We start from the raw sequence: 20331 nt of genomic DNA on the forward strand, positions 1-20331 counted from the left end.
CGCAAAGGTCTTCCATGAGCGCCCTCTTCACTCCCCTGGCCATTCGCGGTATCGAGATGCGCAATCGCCTGTGGGTCTCGCCGATGTGCCAGTACAGCGCGGTGGAGGGCGTCCCGAACGACTGGCATCACGTTCACCTCGCGCAGTTCGCCGCGGGCGGGGCGGGGCTGGTGATCGCGGAGGCGACCGCGGTCTCCCCCGAGGGGCGAATCTCCCCCCAGGACGCCGGCCTGTGGACCGACGCTCAGGCCGAGGCGTGGCGGCCCATCGTCACGGCCCTCCGCGCCCGCGGAGCCGTCGCGGGCGTGCAGCTCGGCCATGCCGGTCGCAAGGCGTCGACGTCGGCGCCGCTCTCCGGCGCGCGCGGCTCGGTCTCGGTCGCCGACGGCGGATGGCGCACCGTCGCCCCCTCCGCCCTGGCCTACGCCGATTTCGACGAGCCCGCGGCGCTCGATGCGGAGGGGGTCGAGAAGGTGGTGACCGACTTCGCGGATGCCGCCCGCCGGGCCGTCCGCGCGGGATTCCAGGTGCTCGAGCTGCACGCGGCCCACGGCTACCTGCTGCACCAGTTCCTCTCGCCCCTCACCAACCACCGCGACGACGCCTACGGCGGCTCGTTCGAGAACCGCGCACGCCTGCTCGTCCGCGTGACCGAGGCCGTCCGCCGCGCCGCGCCCGAGGCCGCGGTGTTCGTGCGCTTCTCCGCCACCGACGCCGCCGAGGGCGGCTGGAGCGTCGACGACACGGTGGCCGCGTCCCGACTCGTCGCCGCGGCCGGCGCCGATCTCATCGACGTCTCGAGCGGTGGGCTCGTCCCCCACCAGCACATCGTGCCCGGGCCCGGTTATCAGGTCGAGTACGCCGCGACCGTGCGCCGCGAAACGGGCCTGCTGGTCAGCGCGGTCGGCATGATCGACGATCCGGCCCTCGCCGAGAACGTCGTCGCCGACGGACGCGCCGACGCCGTGATGTCGGGCCGTGAGTGGCTGCGCGACCCGCACTACGCCCTGCGCGCGGCCGCCGCCCTGGGCGCGGACTCCCCCGCCCCCGCGCAGTACCTGCGCGCGTACTGAGCCGCATCCCGGTCCAGGTCACGGTTCTCGCCCGGATCACACGCCGCGACGGGTGCTCGCGGGATCTCGCGCCGCGCCGCCCACTCGTTGCGACGGTTGCGCCGCAGCGCGTGATCTCGGGCGGTTCGTGCGCCGTCGACTCCGCCCGCCCTCACGCGAAGACACCGGATGCCACGCGGCCGCGGCCCGTGGCATCCGGTGTTCCGATGGGGTCAGACGAAGCGGCGACGCTCGGTGGCGTCCTGCACCTCGCCCACGAGCTCCTCGATGACGTCCTCGAGGAAGAGGACCGCCCGCACGTCTCCGGCCTCGTCGCGCACCTGGGCGAGGTGGCGCCCCGAGCGGCGCATGAGCGCCAGGGCGTCCTCGAGGTCGGTGGTCTCCAGCACCGACACCATGTGGTGCACGCGCTTGTTCGGGATCGGCCGTGCCATGTCGGCATCCGACCCCTCCGCCGCGCGCAGTACGTCCTTCAGATGCACGTAACCGGTGGGGATGCCGGACGCGTCGACGATCACATACCGGGAGTACCCGTGCTGCGCGACGGCCCGTTCGATCTCGGCGGGGGTCGTCGTCTCGGGAAGGGTCACCAGATCGGCCATCGGCACCGCGATGTCGGCTGCCTTCTTCTCGGTGAACTCGACCACCGCGGTCACCGTTCCGGCGGCGTCGTCGAGCACCCCCTCGCGACGCGACTGCGTCACGATCGTGGCGACCTCATCCAGCGTGTAGGTCGAGGCGGCCTCGTCCTTCGGCTCCACGCGGAACAGACGCAGCACGTGATTGGCCGTCCAGTTCAAGGCCACGATGATCGGGTGGAACGCCTTCGACACCGCCACCAGCGGCGGGGCGAGCATGAGCACCGCGCGGTCGGGCAGCGAGAACGCCAGGTTCTTCGGGACCATCTCGCCGAACACCACGTGCAGGTACGACACCAGCAGCAGCGCGACCACGAACCCGGCCACGTCGACCGCGGCCTCGGGAAGTCCGGTGAGCCCCAGCGGACCCGCCAGCAGGTGGTGGATCGCGGGCTCCGACACGTTCAGGATCAACAGCGAGCAGATCGTGATGCCGAGCTGGCACGTCGCCAGCATCATGGTGGCGTGCTCCATGGCGTACAGCGCGGTCTTGGCCGCGCGCGACCCGCGGTCGGCGTGCGGCTCGATCTGCGAGCGGCGCGCGGAGATGACGGCGAACTCCGCGCCGACGAAGAAGGCGTTGGCCGCGAGGAGCACGACCAGCCAGGCGATTCCGGCCCAGTCGTTCATCGCTGATCACCGCCCTTCGCCGCTCGGACGAGATCGTCGATGTCGTGCTCCTCCGGCGTCGGCGTGAACTGCACCCTGTCGACCCGGCGACCGTCCATTCGCTGCACGGCGAGCACGCCGTCGTCGAGGTCGACCGTGTCGCCGACCGCGGGGATGCGCTCGAGGGCCGCCATGATGAATCCGCCCACGGTGTCGTAGACCTCGCCCTCGGGGACGCGGACGCCCGCGCGGTCGAGCACCTCGTCGGGCCGCAGGTCGCCGGGGAAGGTGACCGACGCGGCCGATCGCACGACGCCGGCGCGGGAGCGGTCGTGCTCGTCGAGCACCTCGCCGACGATCTCCTCCACGAGGTCCTCGAGGGTCACGACCCCCGCCGTCCCGCCGTACTCGTCGACGACGATCGCCATCTGGTAGCCGCGCGAGCGCAGCTCGGACACGAGCGTATCCAGGTGCACGGTCTCGGGCACGCGCAGCGGCTCGGTGGCGAGGGCGGCCACCGGCACGTCGGCGCGGCGGTCGCGCGGCACGCCGATTGCGGCTTTGAGGTGCACGACCCCGACGATGTCGTCCATCGACTCCCCGTAGACCGGGAATCGGCTGTGTCCCGTGCGTCGGGCGAGCTGCACGACGTCGTCGGCGGGGTCTCCCGCGGCGAGCGCGTGCACGCTCGGCCGCGGCGTCATGACGTCGGCGGCGCTCAGGCGCGCGAAGGTGAGGCTGCGGTCGAGCAGCGAGGCGGTGTCCTTCTCGAGCATGCCCGCGCTGGCGGAACGCTTCACGAGGCTCGACAGTTCCTCGGCCGAACGGGCTCCCGACAGCTCCTCCTTGGGCTCGACGCCCATCGCGCGCAGCACGCCGTTCGCGCTGCCGTTGAGCACGAGGATCGCGGGCTTGAACACCGCGGTGAAGGCGACCTGGAACGGGATCACGAGCTTCGCCGTCTGCCGCGGGATCGCGAGGGCGAAGTTCTTGGGGACGAGCTCGCCCAGGATCATCGACAGCACGGTCGCGAAGCCGACGCCGATGACCGCGGCGAGCCCGACGACGAGCGCCTCGGGCAGACCCCACGTCTGGAAGGCCGGTCGGAGCAGGTTGGAGATGGCCGGTTCCATCGTGTAACCGGTGAGCAGCGTCGTCAGGGTGATCCCCAGCTGGGCGCTCGAGAGGTGGGTCGAGGTGATGCGCAACGCATCGATCGTGAGCGACAGGCGCGTCTCCCCGGCCGCGCGACGGGCCTCGAGGTCGGCGCGGTCGAGATTGACGAGGGCGAACTCGCTCGCGACGAAGAGTCCGGTCCCCACGGTGAGCAGGAGCCCCACGGCCAGCATGACGTAATCCATCAGGCATCACCCCCGCGCGGGCGTTCGGCGGGAGAGGGTCGTCGGGGCCTGGGTCTACAACTGGGAGGGTCGTCCATCGTGCCGTCGATTCTATGGCAGCGGGAGACCGACGGTACCCGTCTGCGCGAGACGGCCGACCTGGGGAGGATGGGAGACATGGATGCCACCTCCCCGGCGCAGTCGCGCGCCATGGCGGCCGAGTCCGCCGTCGTCCGCCGCTACGTCCACCGCTACGGCCCGCTGGCGTGGGCGCACGCCGCAACGCCGGGCGTGGACGGCGCGCGCACCTGGCACTACTGGTGGCACGCGCATCTGCTCCACGTCTTCCGCGACGCGCAGGAGCACCGCCCCGATCCGCGCCGGGCGCGCCTGCTGCGGGCGCTCCACCGCGGCGTCACCGTGCGCACGCTCGGTCGCTGGACGACGCCGTTCTACGACGATGTGGCGTGGATGACGCTCGCCCTGCAGCGCTACGACGCGCACGATCGGCGCCTCGACCGCCTCACCCGGCGGCTCGACGAGGCGATCGACCCGGCGGTGGGCGCCCTGCCCTGGGCCGTCGACAGCGCGCTGTACAACGCCCCCGCGAACGGTCCCGCGGCGATCGCGCTGGCGTCGTCCGCGCATCGCGGGTCGGCCGTCGATCTCGACGCGTGGGTCGCGGCGACCCTCCACGACCCCGCGACGGGGCTCGTGCGCGACGGGATCGAGCACGGCGTCGTCCGCCCCGACCTGTGGACGTACAACCAGGGCGTCGCGATCGGAAGCGCCCTCGCCCTCGCCGAGGCGGCGCCCGACGCCGACGCCCGGGAGGCGCACGAGGCCCGGGCGGCCTCCCTCGTGCGTGCCGTCGCCCGGTGGTGCGCTCCCGATGACGACCTCTTCCCCGCGGCCGGGGGTGGCGACGGCGGCCTGTTCGCCGGCATCCTGGCCCGTTATCTCGCCGAGGCCGCGCTCTGGTTCGCCGACGACGCCTCGAGCGAGGCCCACCGGCCGGTCGCGGACGTCGCCCGCCGGCTCGTGCACCGCAACGCGGCGGCGTTGTGGGACGGCCGTCGGGGCGGGTCGTTCCCCGCCGACCCCCGACGGCCCGCGCGCGCGGGCGGCGACGATCTCGATCTGTCGGTCCAGGTCGGCGCCTGGATCACGCTCGAGGCCGAGGTCGCCCTCGAGCGGGCGCTCACCAGCTGACCGGGAGCGCCTTGCCCTCCTCGTAGCCGGCGGCCGACTGCAGGCCCACCCGGGCGCGCTCGTGGAACTGGGCGACCGTGGCCGCTCCCGCGTAGGTGAAGGAGGAGCGCACGCCGGAGGTGATCATGTCGAGGAGGTCCTCCAGGCCCGGCCGCTGCGGGTCGAGGTAGATGCGCGACGACGAGATGCCCTCGGCGAACAGCTCCTTGCGCGCCCGTTCGAACGGGTCGAGACGACCGAAGCGCCCCTGCACCGCCTTGGTGGAGGCCATGCCCCACGACTCCTTGTAGAGCAGGCCCGCGTCGTCGGTGCGGAGAAGTCCCGGGGCTTCGATCGTGCCGGCGAACCACGACCCGATCATGACCGACGCCGCACCCGCGGCCAGCGCGAGGGCCACGTCACGGGGGTAGCGCACGCCGCCGTCGGCCCACACGTGCGCGCCCGCGCTGCGGGCCGCCTCCGCGGTCTCGAGCACGGCGGAGAACTGCGGGCGGCCGACCGCGGTCATCATGCGGGTCGTGCACATCGCCCCGGGGCCGACGCCGACCTTGAGGATGGTGGCCCCGGCGTCGGTCAGGTCGCGCACGCCCTCGGCGGTCACGACGTTGCCCGCGGCGATCGGGATGCCGAGCTCCAGCGCCGCGACCTCGCGCAACGCGCGGAGCATCTGCGCCTGGTGGCCGTGCGCGGTGTCGACCACGAGCACGTCGACGCCCGCGGCGGCCAGCGCCCGGGCCTTCGACGCGACGTCGCCGTTGACGCCGACGGCGGCCGCGACGATCAGGCGACCGTCCGCGTCCACCGCGGGACGGTAGACCGAGTCGCGGAGGGCGCTGCGACCCGACAGCGTGCCGACGACCCGATCGCCGTCCACGACGGGGACGATGTCGACGCCGGCGTGCTCGATCAGCGCGAAGACCTCGCGCGGGTCGCCGATGCGCTCGACCTCGACCACCGGTGCGTCGCTGCGGGCGATGTCGCCGAGCGTGGCATCCGGGAGCGCGGTCGCCAGACGCGGGGCCGGGACGATCCCGCGGAAGGCGGCGACGTCGACGACACCGTCCTCGCGCGCGTCGGCGACGACGATGCCCCGGCCGGGCACCGGGGGCAGCACGAGACGCGCATCGGCGACGGTCGCGGTCGGAGGCAGCACGAGGGGCGCGTCCCAGGCGACGGGCTGCGCCTTGACCCACTCGACCGCCTCGACCAGCTGCGGCAGCGCGAGGTCCTGCGGGAGCACGCCCAGACCGCCGCGACGCGCCAGGGTCGCGGCGAGGCGCGTTCCCGTCACGGAGTTCATGTTGGCCGACACGAGGGGGATCGTCGCGCCGCTGCCGTCACCCGGGGCCAGGTCGACGTCGAGGCGACTGCGCACCTCCGAATGGCGGGGGACGAGGAAGACGTCCGAGTACGTCAGGTCGACATCGGGCTGCGCGCCGGAGAACTCCATGGCATCCACTCCATCACACGATCCGAAAGTAAAGGCCTCATCCAGGCCGAGGTCGTTCTCCCAACCTCGGCTAGGCTGGCAGATGCGTTGGACGCTCGGCGTCTTCGACGGCGACGTCGGCGCATCCACAGGAATCTTCATCGAGGAAAGCAGGCGATCGACTGTGTCGAGCCAGGTGACGGGCGTCGGTACTTCGAGCGAGGGCGAGTTCGGCGCGAACGAGTGGCTCGTAGACGAACTCTACGAACAGTTCAAAGTCGACAAGCACTCCGTAGACAAGGCCTGGTGGCCGATCCTGGAGGCGTACCACCCGGTCGTCGACGGATCCTCGGCCGCCGCTCCCCCGCCCGCCGCGCCGACTTCGGCGCCGGCGTCCGAGCCCAAGCCGGTGACGGCGCCGATTCCCGTGGTGGGGCAGGCGCCCGTCGCCCGCACCACGGCCAAGCCGGCCAAGCCGCAGCCGATCCCGGCGCAGGCCCCGAACGCCGTTCCCTCGGCGGGCTCCGAGAGCACCGAGGAAGACCGCGTGACGGTGCTGAAGGGGATGCCGAAGGCGCTGGCATCCAACATGGACGACTCGCTCACGGTCCCCACCGCGACGAGCGTGCGCACCATCCCCGCGAAGCTGATGATCGACAACCGCATCGTCATCAACAACCACATGTCGCGCACGCGCGGCGGCAAGGTCAGCTTCACGCACCTCATCGGCTGGGCGCTCATCCAGGCGCTCAAGGAGTTCCCGAGCCAGAACGTCTACTACGCCGAGATCGACGGCAAGCCGTCCGTCGTGGCACCCGCGCACGTCAACCTGGGCATCGCCATCGACATGCCCAAGCCCGACGGATCCCGCGCGCTCCTGGTGCCGAGCATCAAGCGCGCCGACACCCTGACGTTCGGGGAGTTCCTCGCGTCCTACGAAGACCTCGTGCGCCGCGCCCGCGGCAACAAGCTGACCCCGGCCGACTTCCAGGGCACCACGGTCTCGCTGACCAACCCCGGCGGTATCGGCACGGTCCACTCGGTCCCGCGCCTCATGCGCGGACAGGGCGCGATCATCGGCGCCGGCGCCCTCGACTACCCCGCGGAGTTCCAGGGCGCGAGCGAGAAGACGCTCAACGAGCTGGCGATCGGCAAGACGATCACCCTCACCAGCACCTACGACCACCGTGTCATCCAGGGTGCGGGCTCGGGCGAGTTCCTCAAGAAGGTGCACGAGCTGCTGATCGGCCAGCGCGGCTTCTACGACGACATCTTCGCCGCCCTGCGCATCCCGTACGCGCCCATCCACTGGGCCGCCGACATCAGCGTCGACATCTCCGAGCGCATCGACAAGAGCGCCCGCGTGCAGGAGCTCATCAACTCCTACCGCGTGCGCGGCCACCTCATGGCCGACATCGACCCGCTCGAGTACGTCCAGCGCACCCACCCCGACCTCGAGATCGAGTCGCACGGGCTGACCTTCTGGGACCTCGACCGCGAGTTCGTCACCGGCGGCCTCGGCAACAAGCGGGTCGCGAAGCTGCGCGACATCCTCGGCGTGCTGCGCGACTCCTACTGCCGCACCATGGGCGTGGAGTACATGCACATCCAGGACCCGGCGCAGCGCCAGTGGTTCCAGCGCAACATCGAGGTCAAGTACACCAAGCCCGGGCACGACGAGCAGCTGCGCATCCTCTCCAAGCTCAACCAGGCCGAGGCCTTCGAGACCTTCCTGCAGACGAAGTACGTCGGCCAGAAGCGCTTCAGCCTCGAGGGCGGCGAGTCGCTCATCCCCCTGCTCGATCAGATCCTGCAGGGCGCCGCCTCGGCCGGTCTCGACGGCGCCGCCATCGGCATGGCGCACCGCGGTCGCCTCAACGTTCTCACCAACATCGCGGGCAAGACCTACGGTCATGTGTTCCGCGAGTTCGAGGGCGCCGTGGCCGTGGGCAGCAAGCGCGGCTCGGGCGACGTGAAGTACCACCTCGGCACCGAGGGCACCTTCGTCGGCGACGCCGGCGACGAGCTCCCCGTGTACCTGGCGGCCAACCCCTCCCACCTCGAGACCGTCGACGGCGTGCTCGAGGGCATCGTGCGCGCCAAGCAGGACCGCAAGCCCATCGGCACCTTCTCGTGGCTGCCCATCCTCGTGCACGGCGACGCCGCGTTCGCGGGTCAGGGCGTCGTGGTCGAGACGCTGCAGATGTCGCAGCTGCGCGGCTACCGCACGGGCGGCACGATCCACGTCGTGGTCAACAACCAGGTCGGCTTCACCACCACGCCCACCGATGCGCGCACCTCCGTGTACGCCACCGACGTCGCCAAGACCATCCAGGCCCCGATCCTGCACGTCAACGGCGACGACCCCGAGGCCGTCGTGCGCGCCGCGGAACTGGCGTTCCTGTACCGCGAGGAGTTCCACCGCGACATCGTCATCGACCTCGTCTGCTACCGCCGACGCGGTCACAACGAGGGCGACGACCCCTCGATGACGCAGCCGCTGATGACGAACCTCATCGAGGCCAAGCGCTCGGTGCGCCGTCTGTACACCGAGTCGCTCGTCGGCCGCGGTGACATCACCGAAGACGAGTACGAGCAGGCGAAGCAGGACTTCCAGAGCCGTCTCGAGGTCGCTTTCGCGGACACGCACGAGGCCGAGACCGGGACCAACCCGGTCGTCACCACCGACGCGGCCGACGAGCCCGCCGTCGGCGCGCCCGAGACCACCGGCGTCTCGCGTGAGGTCGTGCAGCACATCGGCGACGCCTTCGTGAACAAGCCCGACGGCTTCACCGTGCACACGAAGCTCCAGCAGCTGCTCGACAAGCGCCTCGACATGAGCCGCAACGGCAACATCGACTGGGCCTTCGGCGAGCTGCTCGCCTTCGGCTCCGTGCTGATGGAGGGCACCCCGGTGCGTCTCGCCGGTCAGGACTCGCGCCGCGGCACGTTCGTGCAGCGTCACTCGGTGCTGCACGATCGCGACAACGGCCAGGAATGGCTGCCGCTCGCCAACCTCAGCGAGAACCAGGGGCGCTTCTGGGTCTACGACTCGCTTCTGAGCGAGTACGCCGCCATGGCGTTCGAGTACGGCTACTCGGTCGAGCGCTCCGACGCACTGGTGCTGTGGGAAGCGCAGTTCGGCGACTTCGCCAACGGCGCGCAGTCGGTCATCGACGAGTTCATCTCGTCGGCCGACCAGAAGTGGGCGCAGCAGTCGAGCGTCGTGCTGCTGCTCCCCCACGGCTACGAGGGACAGGGCCCCGACCACTCCTCGGCCCGCATCGAGCGGTACCTGCAGATGTGCGCGCAGGACAACATGATCGTCGCGCGTCCCTCCACCCCGGCGTCGTACTTCCACCTGCTGCGCCGCCAGGCCTACCAGCGTCCGCGTCGCCCGCTCGTGGTGTTCACGCCCAAGGCGATGCTGCGTCTGCGCGGGGCGACCAGCCCGGTCGAGGACTTCCTCGAGGGCCGGTTCGAGCCCGTGCTCGACGACGACCGCGGCATCGACCGCGGCGCCGTGAAGCGTGTGCTCCTGCACGCCGGCAAGATCCACTGGGACCTGCGCGCGGAACTCGACAAGAACCCGAACCCGGAGATCGCCCTGGTGCGTCTCGAGCAGTACTACCCGGCACCGATCGAGGAGCTGACGCGCGTGGTCGCGCAGTACCCGAACGCCGAGCTGGTCTGGGTCCAGGACGAGCCCGAGAACCAGGGCGCGTGGCCGTTCATCGCGCTCGAGGTGGCCGACCAGCTCGACCGCCCCGTTCGTCGCATCTCGCGCGCCTCGGCGGCATCGACGGCGACCGGCTCGCCCAAGGTGCACGCCAGCGAGCACGCCGCGATCATGAAGGACGCGCTCTCGCGCTGACCTCCCGCCGAGAAGGGGCCCGGACGACGGAAGTCGGCCGGGCCCCTTCCTCGTCCTCCCCGGAGCGCAGGAACGATCTCGTACGGCGCGCGTGCGGCGACGTCGACCCTGAGGACCATCGCCGCAACGCCGATCGTGGAAACGGGAGCTGCCGGACGGACGCCAGGATGCCGGCACCGCCCATCGCGGGCGGGCACGGAACCGCTCCCGTCGCCCCGCCTGTCAGGATGCCGGCGCCGCGAGCCCGAGGGTCGGCGCCATGGCCGGGATGGCGTACGCCAGGCTCCCATCGAGCGCTTCGCCGGTGTGGCCCGCGCCCTCGACGATGTGCGTCAGCACCGTGAAGCCTGCGGCGGTGGCCGCGTCGGCATTGTTCTGCTGTCCGGGGCCGTAGGTCGTATCCGCACTGCCCCAGGTGAACACGGCCAGGTGACCGGAGTACGTGCCGGCCGGCGCCGCGGCCATGATGACCGAGGGCTTGTTCGCCTGGAAGGCGGCGGCATCGCCGCCGTAGACGTCCGCGACGGTCTGCGCCACGTGCTCCGACCCGGGGAACTCGTTACCCATGACGTCCAGCAGCTGCCCCCAGGTGTCGGGGTACTTGGTGCCGTAGAGCGCCGCGCACGAACCGCCGTTGGAGAAGCCGCCGATCGTCCAGTACCGATGATCCGTGATGATGTTGAGATTCTGTTCGGCCCATTTCGGCACGAGCTCGTTGATGTACGTCGACACGGCGCCGAACTTCGCCGAGTCCACGCAGGCGGGATCGTCGTCGGGCGCGGTGAGCTGATCGACGACGATCGCGATGGGCGCGAGGCCCTTGTTCGCCGCGGCGAAGGCGTCGAGCGCCTTCGCCAGGGCGGTCGGATCGGGCGAGCCGGGTTGCCCCATCATGAAGACCAACAGCGGCAGCGCGGGTGGGTTCGCGACCTGCGCGGCGGGCGGCAGATAGAGCGAGGCGTCCCGCGCCGCGTACTGTCCGGTCGGGATCTTGCTGCTGCCGGTCAGCGCGCTCACGGATCCCTTCGTCGGCATCCCGGCCGGCGGCTCCCACGTCTGGTAGAGCGTCGACGGATCGCCGGCGGTGTCGCCGCGCTGCGGCAGGGACGCCGGGTCGAGTGCCTGCACGCCCAGGATCGCGGCGAGATTGTGCGTGACGCCGTACGACGCGTTGACGCCGAGGGCCCCCGCCAGCAGCGCGGCGATGACCGTGATCGCGCCGATGAGCCGCCGCGGCCAGGGTCGGCGGACGAGGCCGACGACGCCGACGGCGACCGCCGCCGCCGCTCCGGTCGCCCACCAGATCGCGCCCGACGGCAGCGGTCCTTGGAAGGTGTCCATCGCCTCGAGGATCTTCGCCACGACGAACATCACGATCGCCGCGGCGACGGCCACGACGCCGGTCAGCACGAGACGTCGCCGCCGCCACAGCAGCACGGCCACGACGCCGAGACCCGCGATCACCGCCGCGATCGGAAGCAACGGCGAGTCGATCAACTCGAACGACAGGATGAATCTGTTCATCGGCGCCCCTCCCACGCGGTCCTCGCCAAGGCGACCATCTCACGGCGAGAGGCGTCGGGCAGGTACGCGCGGCCGACGGCCGCCCCGATCGCGGGAAGCTGCAGCGGATCGCGGTAGGCCAGAGCCAGCGGGCGGTAGCGCGGGCGGAACTTGCCCTTGAAGCGGAACAGGGAGGCGAACCCGTACGCCGGCTCGAGCACTTCCGCGAGCCAGCGCAGCAGCGACCGCAGCGGAGCGGGGTCGCCGTCGACGGGCTCGTCGGGATCATCAGCCAGCGGTGCGCCCGACAGGCTGAGCACCACCGCGCCCTCCGCCTGCAGCTCCAGCGCCGCCTTGGCGATGAGGAACTCCATCATCCCGTTGGGACCGTCCGTGCGCCGACGCATGAAGTCGAGCGTCCACCCGGTGATCTCGCCGTCGGTCCAGCTCGGCATCCAACTGGTGACCGCCTCGATGCGCTCGTCGGGGCCGACGGCCAGCAGCAGACGCACGTCGCGGTCGCGCAACTCGTCGAGGGAACCGAGGGTGAACCCCATCTCGGGAAGAGCGCGGTCGGCGACCCACTCCTCGTCGATCGCCACGACCTGCGACGCCTGCGCGACGGAGAGCTCGTGCCACCGCGACCACACGGCGGTGTAGCCCTCGCGCTCGGCGCGGGTGAGCGGTTGGCGCACCTTCTGCCACGTCTTGCCGGCGAAGCTGAGCCCGGGCAGGTCCATCACGGTCTCGACGCCCACGGGCACGTGTCGCCAGCCCAGCTCGACCAGGTCGTCGAGCGTCTCGGAGTGCACGCTGTAGAACGCGGGTGTCCACCCGTGCTCCACGCAGTAGTCGGAGAATCCGCTCAACGCCTCGGGCCTCCGCCCCACTGGAGCCAGCGGATCCGCGACGGCCAGGGCCACGTCGCCCGCCAGGCGGTACGCCACGGCGCACTCGCCGTCATCCGAGTACCAGTGACGGTTGCCCTCCCAGGTGCCGAGGAACCCGAGGGTGTCGCTGCCGCGGCGCAGCAGGTCGCGATAGTGGGCCTCGCCGCCGGCGTCGGGTCGTCGCACGCGGCGGTACAGCCACAGGATGGCCGCCACCACGATCGCCCAGAACAGCACGCCGATCCATTGATAGGCGAACAACGCCGGACCGTGGTGCGGGAACGCCGTCCCCCCGCCGGGGTTGGTGAACGCGGGAGGGAAGAATCGGCGCAACGTCAGACCGAGAAGGTCGAGCACCGTCAACTCGCGGTCGAAGCTGCGACGTCCGACGGCCTCGACGATGAAGAGCGTCGCCGCGCACGCGAGGAACGCGAGTCCGATCACGGCGGCGACCGTTCGCGCCGCGGTGTGCGTGGCCCGCAGGGTGAAGCGCGCCCTGGCCACCACGAGGGCTGCGGCGAGGGCGAGCGGGATGAGGATGGATGCCACGGCCCACAGCACGTACTCCGCCCCGCTGCCGTCGACCCAGGGGTCGATGCGCAGTCGACCGTCGAGCAGCGAGACGACCGGGAGGACCGCCGATGCGGTCAGCACGAACAATGCGACGATCCACGCGGAGCGGCGTCCCTGACGCAGGCCCCACGCGGCGACCAGCAGCAGAACGAGCGGCGTGATCGCCAACAGCGCGGGCCCCGCGCCACGGGTCATGAGCAGCGCGACCTGTTCGTCGCACACCGACTGCGCCACCGAGCCGCACCGGCTGAGCAACTCGTCGTCGTATTGCGTGTAGGCGTCGACCACGAGCGACAGCGGCCCGCGACCGCCACCGCTGACGAGCGCGACGATCGGACCGCTGCCGACCACGGCGACCAACAGCGCGAGCAGCGTCCGCGTCTCGCGCGTGGAGCTGCGGTGCCACGAGCGGCGCTCGCGACCGCGGGAGAGGACCGACCCCACCCCCAGGCCGATGACGGCGGCGGTCAGGCGGTACCAGGAGTCGGCATCGCCCGCGTAGAGGGCGAAGAGGGCCAGCAGGGCGAAGCCCACCAGCCGCAGACGACGGCGCCACAGCGTGGGCGCGAGCGCCGACGCCGCCATCACGACGCCCGCGATGGGCGTCGTGGGATCGAGCACCGGGACCTCGGCGGCCACCACCGGGCGCAGGTCGGTCAACGTCCAGGCCGCCGCGTGCAGACCGATGCCGACCGCCAGTCCGGCGACGCCCAGCACCACGAGCAGCACCCCCGTGCGCCGGGAACCGAGCAGACGCTCGGCGTACGCGAGCACGGTGAGGGCGAGCAGCAGCGACGACACGGCATCCACCGTGGAATCGGGGATGGCGAGAGCGGTCAGCAGGGTCCACCAGCGGCCGCTCGCGACGGTGGCGAGCGGTCCCGCGCCCCACGCGGAGGCATCCTCGCCCCACAGGGTGCCCGTCGCCGCCGCCGACGCCACGATGAGCACGCTCGCGATGAGGGCGACGGGGTTCTCGCGCGCGTATCGGCGGAGGATCGCCCGCAGCGCGTCGAGCCGCGCCGATGCGCGCGTGACGGGCGGGGAGGGAGGGGCTTCGGACATCGGCGGAATCGTACGGCGGGATCCTATGAACGAGCGTCAGTACCAGATGTCCAGCAGCGGGGTCGCCGCGGGAGCGAACGCGGCGTCGAGCGCGGCGAGCGTCCGGGCTTCACCCCGGACGAGCCCGGCGGACGCCAGCTCGGTGGCCCGGACCCCGCCCAGCAGCAGGGAGCCGAGGGCGCCGACCGAGAGGTCGACGTCGACCGATGACCCCGCGGCCACCGCCTCGACGGCCGCCTCCCCCGCCTCATCGATGCGCACGGCCCAGACCCCGTCGGCGAAGCCGAGCGGGTCGTCGACCCGCGCGACCACCTCGAGCGGCGCCGCGTAGACCCGCGACGTCAGGGCACCCGGCACATAGAGCACGCGCAACCAGTGGTGGTCGGTGAGCGTCGCCGTCACCGCGCGGCGATCGGACACCATCCACTGCACCGGCGGCGCGGGGGCCTGCAGCCACGCCTTGACCTTGCCGACGAGATCGTGCTCGATCGCGAACCGCCACAACGCGGCGTAGGCGTCGTCGCCGTCGGCGAAGAGCGCCCGTACCGACAGGTCGTGCGCGGAGTAGTCGTCGGTCTCTTCGAGGGTGTAGACGAGGATGCCCCGCTCGGCGCCGTCGACGTCGCGGTAGACGACGGCCCGGACCTTGTCGGCTTCCTTGTCGCCGGGCGCCACCCCGGCCATCCCGCGCCACCGCCCGTCCCACCCCGGGACGGAACCCGGCCGTTGGACGCGGACGCGCTCGTGGATCGTGTGCAGCCGCTCCGCGATGCCGTCGCGCGGGATGAAGTCGAGCCGCCCCGGCGCCGTGGGCCCCGTCCATCGGGCACGCCGCGCGTCGACGACGACGTCGGAGGCCCACGCGGCGGGCGAGAATCCCCACCGACCGTAGATGGTCGCCTCGGTGACCGTCAGCCCGGCGAGCGCGAAGCCGGCCGCGGCCGCCGTCCGCAGCTCGCCGCCGATCATCGCGCGGGCGATCCCGCGCCGGCGATGCGTGGGTGCCACGGTCACCGCACTGATCGACCACAGATCGACGGCGCGACCGGGCGAGGTGGTCAACGTCGACGCCCACGAGTCGATCGTGCCGACGGGGACCTCGGGCTCACTGCCCGAGCGGTCGAACACCCCGGTCAGTCGGCGCGTGCGGAGCGTCTTGCGGGAGTTCGCGGCCTCGTCGTCGGTCGACTCCCCGCCGAGGAACCCTCGGGCCACCGCGCGCTGGAAGGGGCGGAAACCCCCGCCGTCGGCGTCGACCCGGGCGTATTCCAGACCGACGGCCGCCACCTCGGCGGCGGAGGTCTCGTCGAGGGGCAGCGTCAGCGTGTCGATGGATGCCATGACCCCAGCCTAGGGACCGCCTCCGACACGCGCCGCGTGCGTGCGAGAAGCGGTCAGTGGGTCGACTGGATCGCGCGCAGTCGCGAGAGCACCTGGTCGCGGAGCTCCTCGGGAGCGGTCTCCTTGCAGGCCCGCGCCACCACCTCGGTCAGCGTCCGGGCGATGTGCGCCTCGTCCTGGCATCCGGGGCAGTTCTGCAGGTGCTCGCGGATGTCCTGCGCCTCGGTCTTGCAGACCTCGTTGCGCAGGTACTCCTCGAGGTCACGTCGCGCCTTGTCGCAGCCGCAGTCGCTCATTTCGTCTCTCCCGTCGCGGCCTGGATGCCGCGCTCCTTGGCGTAGTCCGACAGCAGGTCACGCAGAAGGCGTCGTCCGCGGTGCAGACGGCTCATGACCGTGCCGATCGGGGTTTTCATGATGTCGGCGATCTCCTGGTAGGCGAAACCCTCGACGTCGGCGAGGTACACCGCCATCCGGAAATCCTCGGGGATCGACTGCAGGGCGTCTTTGACGACGGATGCCGGCATGTGGTCGATCGCTTCGGCCTCGGCCGAGCGGGCGCTGCTGGCGGTGGTCGACTCGGCCCCGCCGAGCTGCCAGTCCTCCAGGTCGTCGATCGCGCTCTGGTAGGGCTCGCGCTGCTTCTTGCGATACGTGTTGATGTACGTGTTCGTCAGGATGCGGTAGAGCCACGCCTTGAGGTTGGTGCCCTGCGTGAAGCTGGCCCACGAGCCGAAGGCCTTCACGAAGGTCTCCTGCACGAGGTCGGCTGCGTCGGCGGGATTGCGCGTCATGCGCATGGCCGCGGCGTACAGCTGATCCATGAAGGGCAGAGCCTGCTCCTCGAACTGTGCGCGGGGCTCCACCTCGAGCGGGCCGGCGTCTGCGGTGTCGTTCATCGCGCGCCAGTCTACGTCGCGTGCCGCGACGGCCACCGGGACGGTCGTCGCGGTGCGGTCGCGCTCCAGAAGTGCGGTCACGTGTCGTCCCCTTTCAGTAGAGTTGGAACCGATGACTCCCCTCGGGTATTCCCCTTCCGCCGCCACTCCCCGCGGTTCGTGGGACGCGCCCGTCGCCGACCACCCCGTGGATGCCACGGTCACCGTGCCGGGCTCGAAGTCGCTGACCAACCGCGAACTCGTGCTCGCTGCGATCGCGGACGGCCCGGGCACGCTGCACGCCCCGTTGCACTCCGACGACTCCGCCCGCATGATCGATGCGCTGCGCGCTCTCGGTGTGGGCATCGAGGAGGTCGACACGGGGTCCCCCTTCGGCCCCGACCTGCTCGTCACCCCGCCTGCGACCTTCCGCGGCGACAGCGAGATCGACTGCGGCCAGGCCGGCACCGTCATGCGCTTCGTCGCCCCGCTGGCCGGTCTCGCCCGGGGCGACGTGCACGTCACGGCGCACGAGAGCGCCCTGCACCGGCCCATGGGGGCGATGATCCACGCGCTGCGCGACGTCGGGGTCGACATCGACGACGGCGGACACTGGGCGCTGCCGTTCTCGGTTCGCGGTCACGGTCACGTGCGCGGCGGCGAGGTCGAGATCGACGCGAGTCAGTCGAGCCAGTTCGTCTCGGGACTCCTTCTCGCGGCGGCGCGCTTCGACGTGGGTCTGCACCTGCGCCACGTGGGCTCGCGCCTGCCGAGCGTCCCCCACATCGACATGACCGTCGAGTCCCTCGCCCACCGCGCCGTGCACGTCGAGCGTCCCGCCCCCGGCGAATGGATCGTGCCGGCCGGGCCCGTTCGCGCGAAAGACGTGCACATCGAACCCGACCTCTCCAACGCCTCGCCGTTCCTCGCGGCGGCGATGGTCACCGGCGGATCGGTCACGATGTCGGGCTGGCCGCTGCACAGCACGCAGCCCGGCGCCCTCCTCGTTGACATCCTCGCCGAGATGGGAGCCCGCGTCAGTCGCCGCGGCGGTGCCCTCACCGTCGCGGCGGGCGACGACGGCATCCTGGGGGTCGATCTCGACCTGTCCGCCGCCGGTGAGCTCGCGCCCACCCTCTTCGGACTGGCGGCGTTCGCCGACGGCCCGACCACCCTGCACGGCATCGGGCACATCCGCGGGCACGAGACCGACCGCATCGCCGCCCTCGTGGGAAACCTCCGTTCGCTCGGCGGCGAGGCGCACGAGCTCGAAGACGGCATCCGCATCGTGCCTCAGCCGCTGCACGGCGGCGAGTGGAAGGCCCACCACGACCACCGCCTCGCGACCACCGGTGCCCTCATCGGGCTCCGTGTCCCGGGCGTGCAGATCGACGACATCGGCACCACCGCCAAGACGCTTCCCCAGTTCGCGGGTCTCTGGCGCGCGATGCTGGGCCCGGATGCGGATGCCGGGGACTGACGCGTGAGCTGGCTCGACGACGCGGACGACGACGACCTGGAGTTCGACGAGTCGTCGATCCGGGTGCGTCCCAACCCCAAGGCCAACCGCCCGCGCACGAAGCGGCGCCCGGCGCACGCCGACGCGCAGATCGCGCGCGTGCTCGGAGTCGATCGCGGGCGCTACACGGTCCTGGTCGATGAGGACGGCCCCGACGAACGGCGCGTGCTCGCCACCCGGGCGCGCGAGCTGCGCAAGCAGCCCATCGTCAACGGCGATCGGGCGCGCGTCGTGGGCGACCTCTCGGGCGACGAGGGCACGCTCGGGCGCATCGTCGGCATCGAGGAGCGCACGTCGCTACTGCGCCGGAGCGCCGACGATACCGATCAGGTGGAGCGGGTCATCGTCGCCAACGCCGACCAGATGCTCATCGTCGTGGCGGCGGCCGATCCCGAACCGCGGGAGCGCCTCGTCGACCGCTACCTGGTCGCGGCGCTCGATGCCGGCATCCGCCCGCTCCTCGTCGTCACCAAGACCGACCTGGCCGACCCGAGCGAGTTCCTCTCGCACTTCGCCGGCCTCGATCTCCGCGTCTTCACGAGCGCGCAGGGCGACATGCCGCTCGACGAGATCGGCGAGGCCATCGCCGGCCACGCGACGGTGTTCGTCGGGCACTCGGGCGTGGGCAAGTCCACCCTGGTGAATGCGCTCACCGGCTCCGAGCGCGCCACCGGACACGTCAACACCGTCACCGGTCGAGGCCGCCACACGTCGTCTTCGGCCGTATCGCTGCGCTATCGCGGCCCCGCCGGTTCGGGATGGGTCATCGACACACCCGGCGTCCGCTCCTTCGGGCTGGGCCACGTCGACCCGGCGCACGTGCTGGGTGCCTTCACAGACCTCGCGGAGGTCGCCGAGGAGTGCCCCCGCGGGTGCACCCACCTGCCCGATGCCCCCGACTGCGCGATCGTGGAGGCGGTCGAATCCGGGCGCCTGGGTCCGGGGGCCGCCGCGAGACTCGATTCCCTGCAGCGCCTGCTGACGACGTTCCAGGGCATCGAGCGCTCTAGGCTGGACGGGTGACGAACCTCGATAAGGGCGACACCGCGCCCGATTTCACCCTTCTCGACCAGGATGAGCACCCCGTCTCGCTGGGCGACTTCCGCGGACGCCGCGTGATCCTGTACTTCTACCCCGCCGCGCAGACGCCCGGGTGCACGACGCAGGCATGCGACTTCCGCGACAGCCTGGCTTCGCTGCAGGGCGCCGGGTACACCGTGCTCGGCATCTCGCGCGACACCCCCGAGAAGCTGCGCGCGTTCCGCGACAGCGACGGGCTCACCTTCCCGCTGCTGAGCGACCCCGACCACGCGATCCACGAGGCGTACGGCGCGTGGGGCGAGAAGCAGAACTACGGCAAGACGATCACCGGCGTCCTGCGCTCGACCTTCGTCGTCGACGAGGACGGCAAGATCGTCGAGGCCCTGTACAACGTCAAGGCGACCGGCCATGTCGCGCGTCTGCGCAAGACGCTCGGTCTCGACGCCGCCTGACTCCGAGCTCCGAAGGCCCCGCCCCGCTCTCGCGGCCGGCGGGGTCTTCTCACGTCAGTCGTCGTCTCGACGCCGCGGGGCTGCGGCGCGGACCGCCAGGGCCAGCAGAATCAGTCCGATCACCGCCGGGACGGCGATGAGGAGCGCGATGCCCGGCGCGGCCCACTCCCCCGTGATGGCACCGATCGCGACCGACAGCACGAGAAGCTGGGTGACGATGCCGCCCGACCGACCGGCCGACACGTCGCGCGCGGTGGCCACCCCGAAGGCGGCGACGATCGCGGCGCCGATCACCGTCAGGACGATCAGGGCGATGGAGCTCACCACCGAGTCGGTGTCGCCGCCGATGAGGGCGACGGTCTGCCATCCGGCGAGCGCCAGGATGCCGACGGCCTCGAGTCCGAGGAGGGCGGCGGCCGCCAGGCGAATGGGCATCCGAGAGCCTCCCCGACGGGCGCGGCTGCGCCGTTACGATCCGGAAACCTGCCGGTTACCTCTTGATCAGGCGGAATCGCTATGGGAGCATGGAACAAGCCGTGTGCTCCCACAGCGAAGTGGGGCGAGCAATCGCTCGCGTTCCCACCAGGGTACCGGACCCGAATCCCGGTGCCGAATCGTCGAAATTTCTGTTACAAGGAGCACCCCTATGGATTGGCGCGACAAAGCAGCCTGCCTGACCGTCGACCCCGAACTGTTCTTCCCCGTCGGTAACACCGGCCCCGCGGTCGACCAGATCGAGAAGGCCAAGTCGGTCTGCGCGCGCTGCACCGTCACCGAGGTCTGCCTGCAGTACGCCCTCGAGTCCGGTCAGGACTCGGGCGTCTGGGGCGGTCTGAGCGAAGACGAGCGTCGCGCGCTCAAGCGCCGCGCCGCTCGCGCCCGCCGCGCCTCCTGA

At 71.4% G+C, this 20331-nt stretch carries 16 protein-coding genes; 7 read left to right on the top strand and 9 right to left on the bottom strand.

The window, feature by feature from the left end; translation table 11 throughout:
* The first annotated feature begins 14 nt into the window (after positions 1-14).
* A complete protein-coding gene (locus AB0230_RS02465) occupies positions 15-1073 on the top strand; it encodes an NADH:flavin oxidoreductase/NADH oxidase (RefSeq protein ID WP_366373774.1) in 1059 nt (352 codons plus the stop codon).
* A 212-nt stretch (positions 1074-1285) separates the two neighbouring features.
* Here the strand turns inward: AB0230_RS02465 and AB0230_RS02470 are convergent, their stop codons facing one another.
* Both AB0230_RS02470 and AB0230_RS02475 read right to left on the bottom strand, forming a co-directional pair.
* A complete protein-coding gene (locus tag AB0230_RS02470) occupies positions 1286-2341 on the bottom strand; it encodes a hemolysin family protein (protein WP_315993285.1) in 1056 nt (351 codons plus the stop codon).
* The gene (locus AB0230_RS02475) at positions 2338-3681 is read right to left on the bottom strand and encodes a hemolysin family protein (protein ID WP_315993286.1); all 1344 of its coding nucleotides are present in this window, start codon (positions 3679-3681) and stop codon (positions 2338-2340) included. Before AB0230_RS02475 ends, AB0230_RS02470 begins: the two co-directional genes overlap by 4 nt.
* 156 nt (positions 3682-3837) lie before the next feature.
* Between AB0230_RS02475 and AB0230_RS02480 the strand changes: the two genes are divergently transcribed.
* Positions 3838-4872 (top strand): glycoside hydrolase family 76 protein, encoded by a 1035-nt coding sequence (locus AB0230_RS02480; protein ID WP_366373776.1) that lies wholly within the window; start codon positions 3838-3840, stop codon positions 4870-4872.
* On the opposite strand, the gene AB0230_RS02485 is transcribed toward AB0230_RS02480, so the two are convergent.
* A complete protein-coding gene (locus AB0230_RS02485) occupies positions 4862-6322 on the bottom strand; it encodes a GuaB1 family IMP dehydrogenase-related protein (RefSeq protein WP_366373778.1) in 1461 nt (486 codons plus the stop codon). The two genes, AB0230_RS02480 and AB0230_RS02485, sit on opposite strands and share 11 nt — an antisense overlap.
* Before the next feature lie 163 nt (positions 6323-6485).
* Here AB0230_RS02485 and AB0230_RS02490 point away from each other — a divergent pair, with 163 nt between their 5' ends.
* Positions 6486-10175 carry a multifunctional oxoglutarate decarboxylase/oxoglutarate dehydrogenase thiamine pyrophosphate-binding subunit/dihydrolipoyllysine-residue succinyltransferase subunit gene (locus tag AB0230_RS02490; RefSeq protein ID WP_366374510.1) on the top strand — a complete coding sequence of 1230 codons (3690 nt, stop codon included), beginning with the start codon at positions 6486-6488 and terminating at the stop codon, positions 10173-10175.
* Positions 10176-10397: 222 nt separating this feature from the next.
* On the opposite strand, the gene AB0230_RS02495 is transcribed toward AB0230_RS02490, so the two are convergent.
* From AB0230_RS02495 to AB0230_RS02515, 5 genes are read right to left on the bottom strand one after another with little or no spacing between them, the layout of a single operon-like run.
* Entirely contained in the window at positions 10398-11699 is a 1302-nt protein-coding gene (locus AB0230_RS02495; RefSeq protein WP_366373780.1) for an esterase, read from the bottom strand.
* The gene (locus AB0230_RS02500) at positions 11696-14206 is read right to left on the bottom strand and encodes a DUF2156 domain-containing protein (RefSeq protein WP_366373782.1); all 2511 of its coding nucleotides are present in this window, start codon (positions 14204-14206) and stop codon (positions 11696-11698) included. Before AB0230_RS02500 ends, AB0230_RS02495 begins: the two co-directional genes overlap by 4 nt.
* A gap of 36 nt (positions 14207-14242) precedes the next feature.
* Entirely contained in the window at positions 14243-15547 is a 1305-nt protein-coding gene (locus AB0230_RS02505; RefSeq protein ID WP_366373784.1) for a GNAT family N-acetyltransferase, read from the bottom strand.
* Positions 15548-15600: 53 nt separating this feature from the next.
* Positions 15601-15843, bottom strand: a complete 243-nt coding sequence (locus AB0230_RS02510) for a zf-HC2 domain-containing protein (protein WP_315993292.1) — start codon at positions 15841-15843, stop codon at positions 15601-15603.
* Positions 15840-16445 carry a sigma-70 family RNA polymerase sigma factor gene (locus tag AB0230_RS02515; protein WP_298875749.1) on the bottom strand — a complete coding sequence of 202 codons (606 nt, stop codon included), beginning with the start codon at positions 16443-16445 and terminating at the stop codon, positions 15840-15842. Before AB0230_RS02515 ends, AB0230_RS02510 begins: the two co-directional genes overlap by 4 nt.
* A gap of 112 nt (positions 16446-16557) precedes the next feature.
* Between AB0230_RS02515 and aroA the strand changes: the two genes are divergently transcribed.
* Genes aroA through bcp form a run of 3 tightly spaced genes read left to right on the top strand, consistent with a single transcriptional unit; the run spans position 16558 to position 19436 of the window.
* Complete coding sequence (gene aroA / locus AB0230_RS02520; RefSeq protein WP_366373786.1) at positions 16558-17904, top strand: 3-phosphoshikimate 1-carboxyvinyltransferase; 1347 nt, start codon at positions 16558-16560, stop codon at positions 17902-17904.
* A gap of 3 nt (positions 17905-17907) precedes the next feature.
* Positions 17908-18966, top strand: a complete 1059-nt coding sequence (gene rsgA, locus AB0230_RS02525) for a ribosome small subunit-dependent GTPase A (protein ID WP_315993294.1) — start codon at positions 17908-17910, stop codon at positions 18964-18966.
* Positions 18963-19436 (top strand): thioredoxin-dependent thiol peroxidase, encoded by a 474-nt coding sequence (gene bcp / locus AB0230_RS02530; protein WP_315993295.1) that lies wholly within the window; start codon positions 18963-18965, stop codon positions 19434-19436. Before rsgA ends, bcp begins: the two co-directional genes overlap by 4 nt.
* A 54-nt stretch (positions 19437-19490) precedes the next feature.
* On the opposite strand, the gene AB0230_RS02535 is transcribed toward bcp, so the two are convergent.
* On the bottom strand, positions 19491-19871 hold the full coding sequence (locus AB0230_RS02535; protein ID WP_363392993.1) for a histidine kinase: 381 nt from the start codon (positions 19869-19871) through the stop codon (positions 19491-19493).
* 211 nt (positions 19872-20082) lie between these two features.
* On the opposite strand from AB0230_RS02535, the gene AB0230_RS02540 reads away from it, so the two are divergent.
* The gene (locus AB0230_RS02540; protein ID WP_013583608.1) at positions 20083-20331 is read left to right on the top strand and encodes a WhiB family transcriptional regulator; all 249 of its coding nucleotides are present in this window, start codon (positions 20083-20085) and stop codon (positions 20329-20331) included.

Source organism: Microbacterium sp. NPDC089190, assembly GCF_040701795.1.
Taxonomy (GTDB): domain Bacteria; phylum Actinomycetota; class Actinomycetes; order Actinomycetales; family Microbacteriaceae; genus Microbacterium; species Microbacterium galbum.

Coding starts and splice junctions, on each gene's coding strand:
- AB0230_RS02465 (WP_366373774.1), top strand. CDS start 15: ATGAGCGCCCTCTTCACTCCCCTGGCCATTCGCGGTATCGAGATGCGC.
- AB0230_RS02470 (WP_315993285.1), bottom strand. CDS start 2,341: ATGAACGACTGGGCCGGAATCGCCTGGCTGGTCGTGCTCCTCGCGGCC.
- AB0230_RS02475 (WP_315993286.1), bottom strand. CDS start 3,681: ATGGATTACGTCATGCTGGCCGTGGGGCTCCTGCTCACCGTGGGGACC.
- AB0230_RS02480 (WP_366373776.1), top strand. CDS start 3,838: ATGGATGCCACCTCCCCGGCGCAGTCGCGCGCCATGGCGGCCGAGTCC.
- AB0230_RS02485 (WP_366373778.1), bottom strand. CDS start 6,322: ATGGAGTTCTCCGGCGCGCAGCCCGATGTCGACCTGACGTACTCGGAC.
- AB0230_RS02495 (WP_366373780.1), bottom strand. CDS start 11,699: ATGAACAGATTCATCCTGTCGTTCGAGTTGATCGACTCGCCGTTGCTT.
- AB0230_RS02500 (WP_366373782.1), bottom strand. CDS start 14,206: ATGTCCGAAGCCCCTCCCTCCCCGCCCGTCACGCGCGCATCGGCGCGG.
- AB0230_RS02505 (WP_366373784.1), bottom strand. CDS start 15,547: ATGGCATCCATCGACACGCTGACGCTGCCCCTCGACGAGACCTCCGCC.
- AB0230_RS02510 (WP_315993292.1), bottom strand. CDS start 15,843: ATGAGCGACTGCGGCTGCGACAAGGCGCGACGTGACCTCGAGGAGTAC.
- AB0230_RS02515 (WP_298875749.1), bottom strand. CDS start 16,445: ATGAACGACACCGCAGACGCCGGCCCGCTCGAGGTGGAGCCCCGCGCA.
- aroA (WP_366373786.1), top strand. CDS start 16,558: ATGACTCCCCTCGGGTATTCCCCTTCCGCCGCCACTCCCCGCGGTTCG.
- AB0230_RS02535 (WP_363392993.1), bottom strand. CDS start 19,871: ATGCCCATTCGCCTGGCGGCCGCCGCCCTCCTCGGACTCGAGGCCGTC.
- AB0230_RS02540 (WP_013583608.1), top strand. CDS start 20,083: ATGGATTGGCGCGACAAAGCAGCCTGCCTGACCGTCGACCCCGAACTG.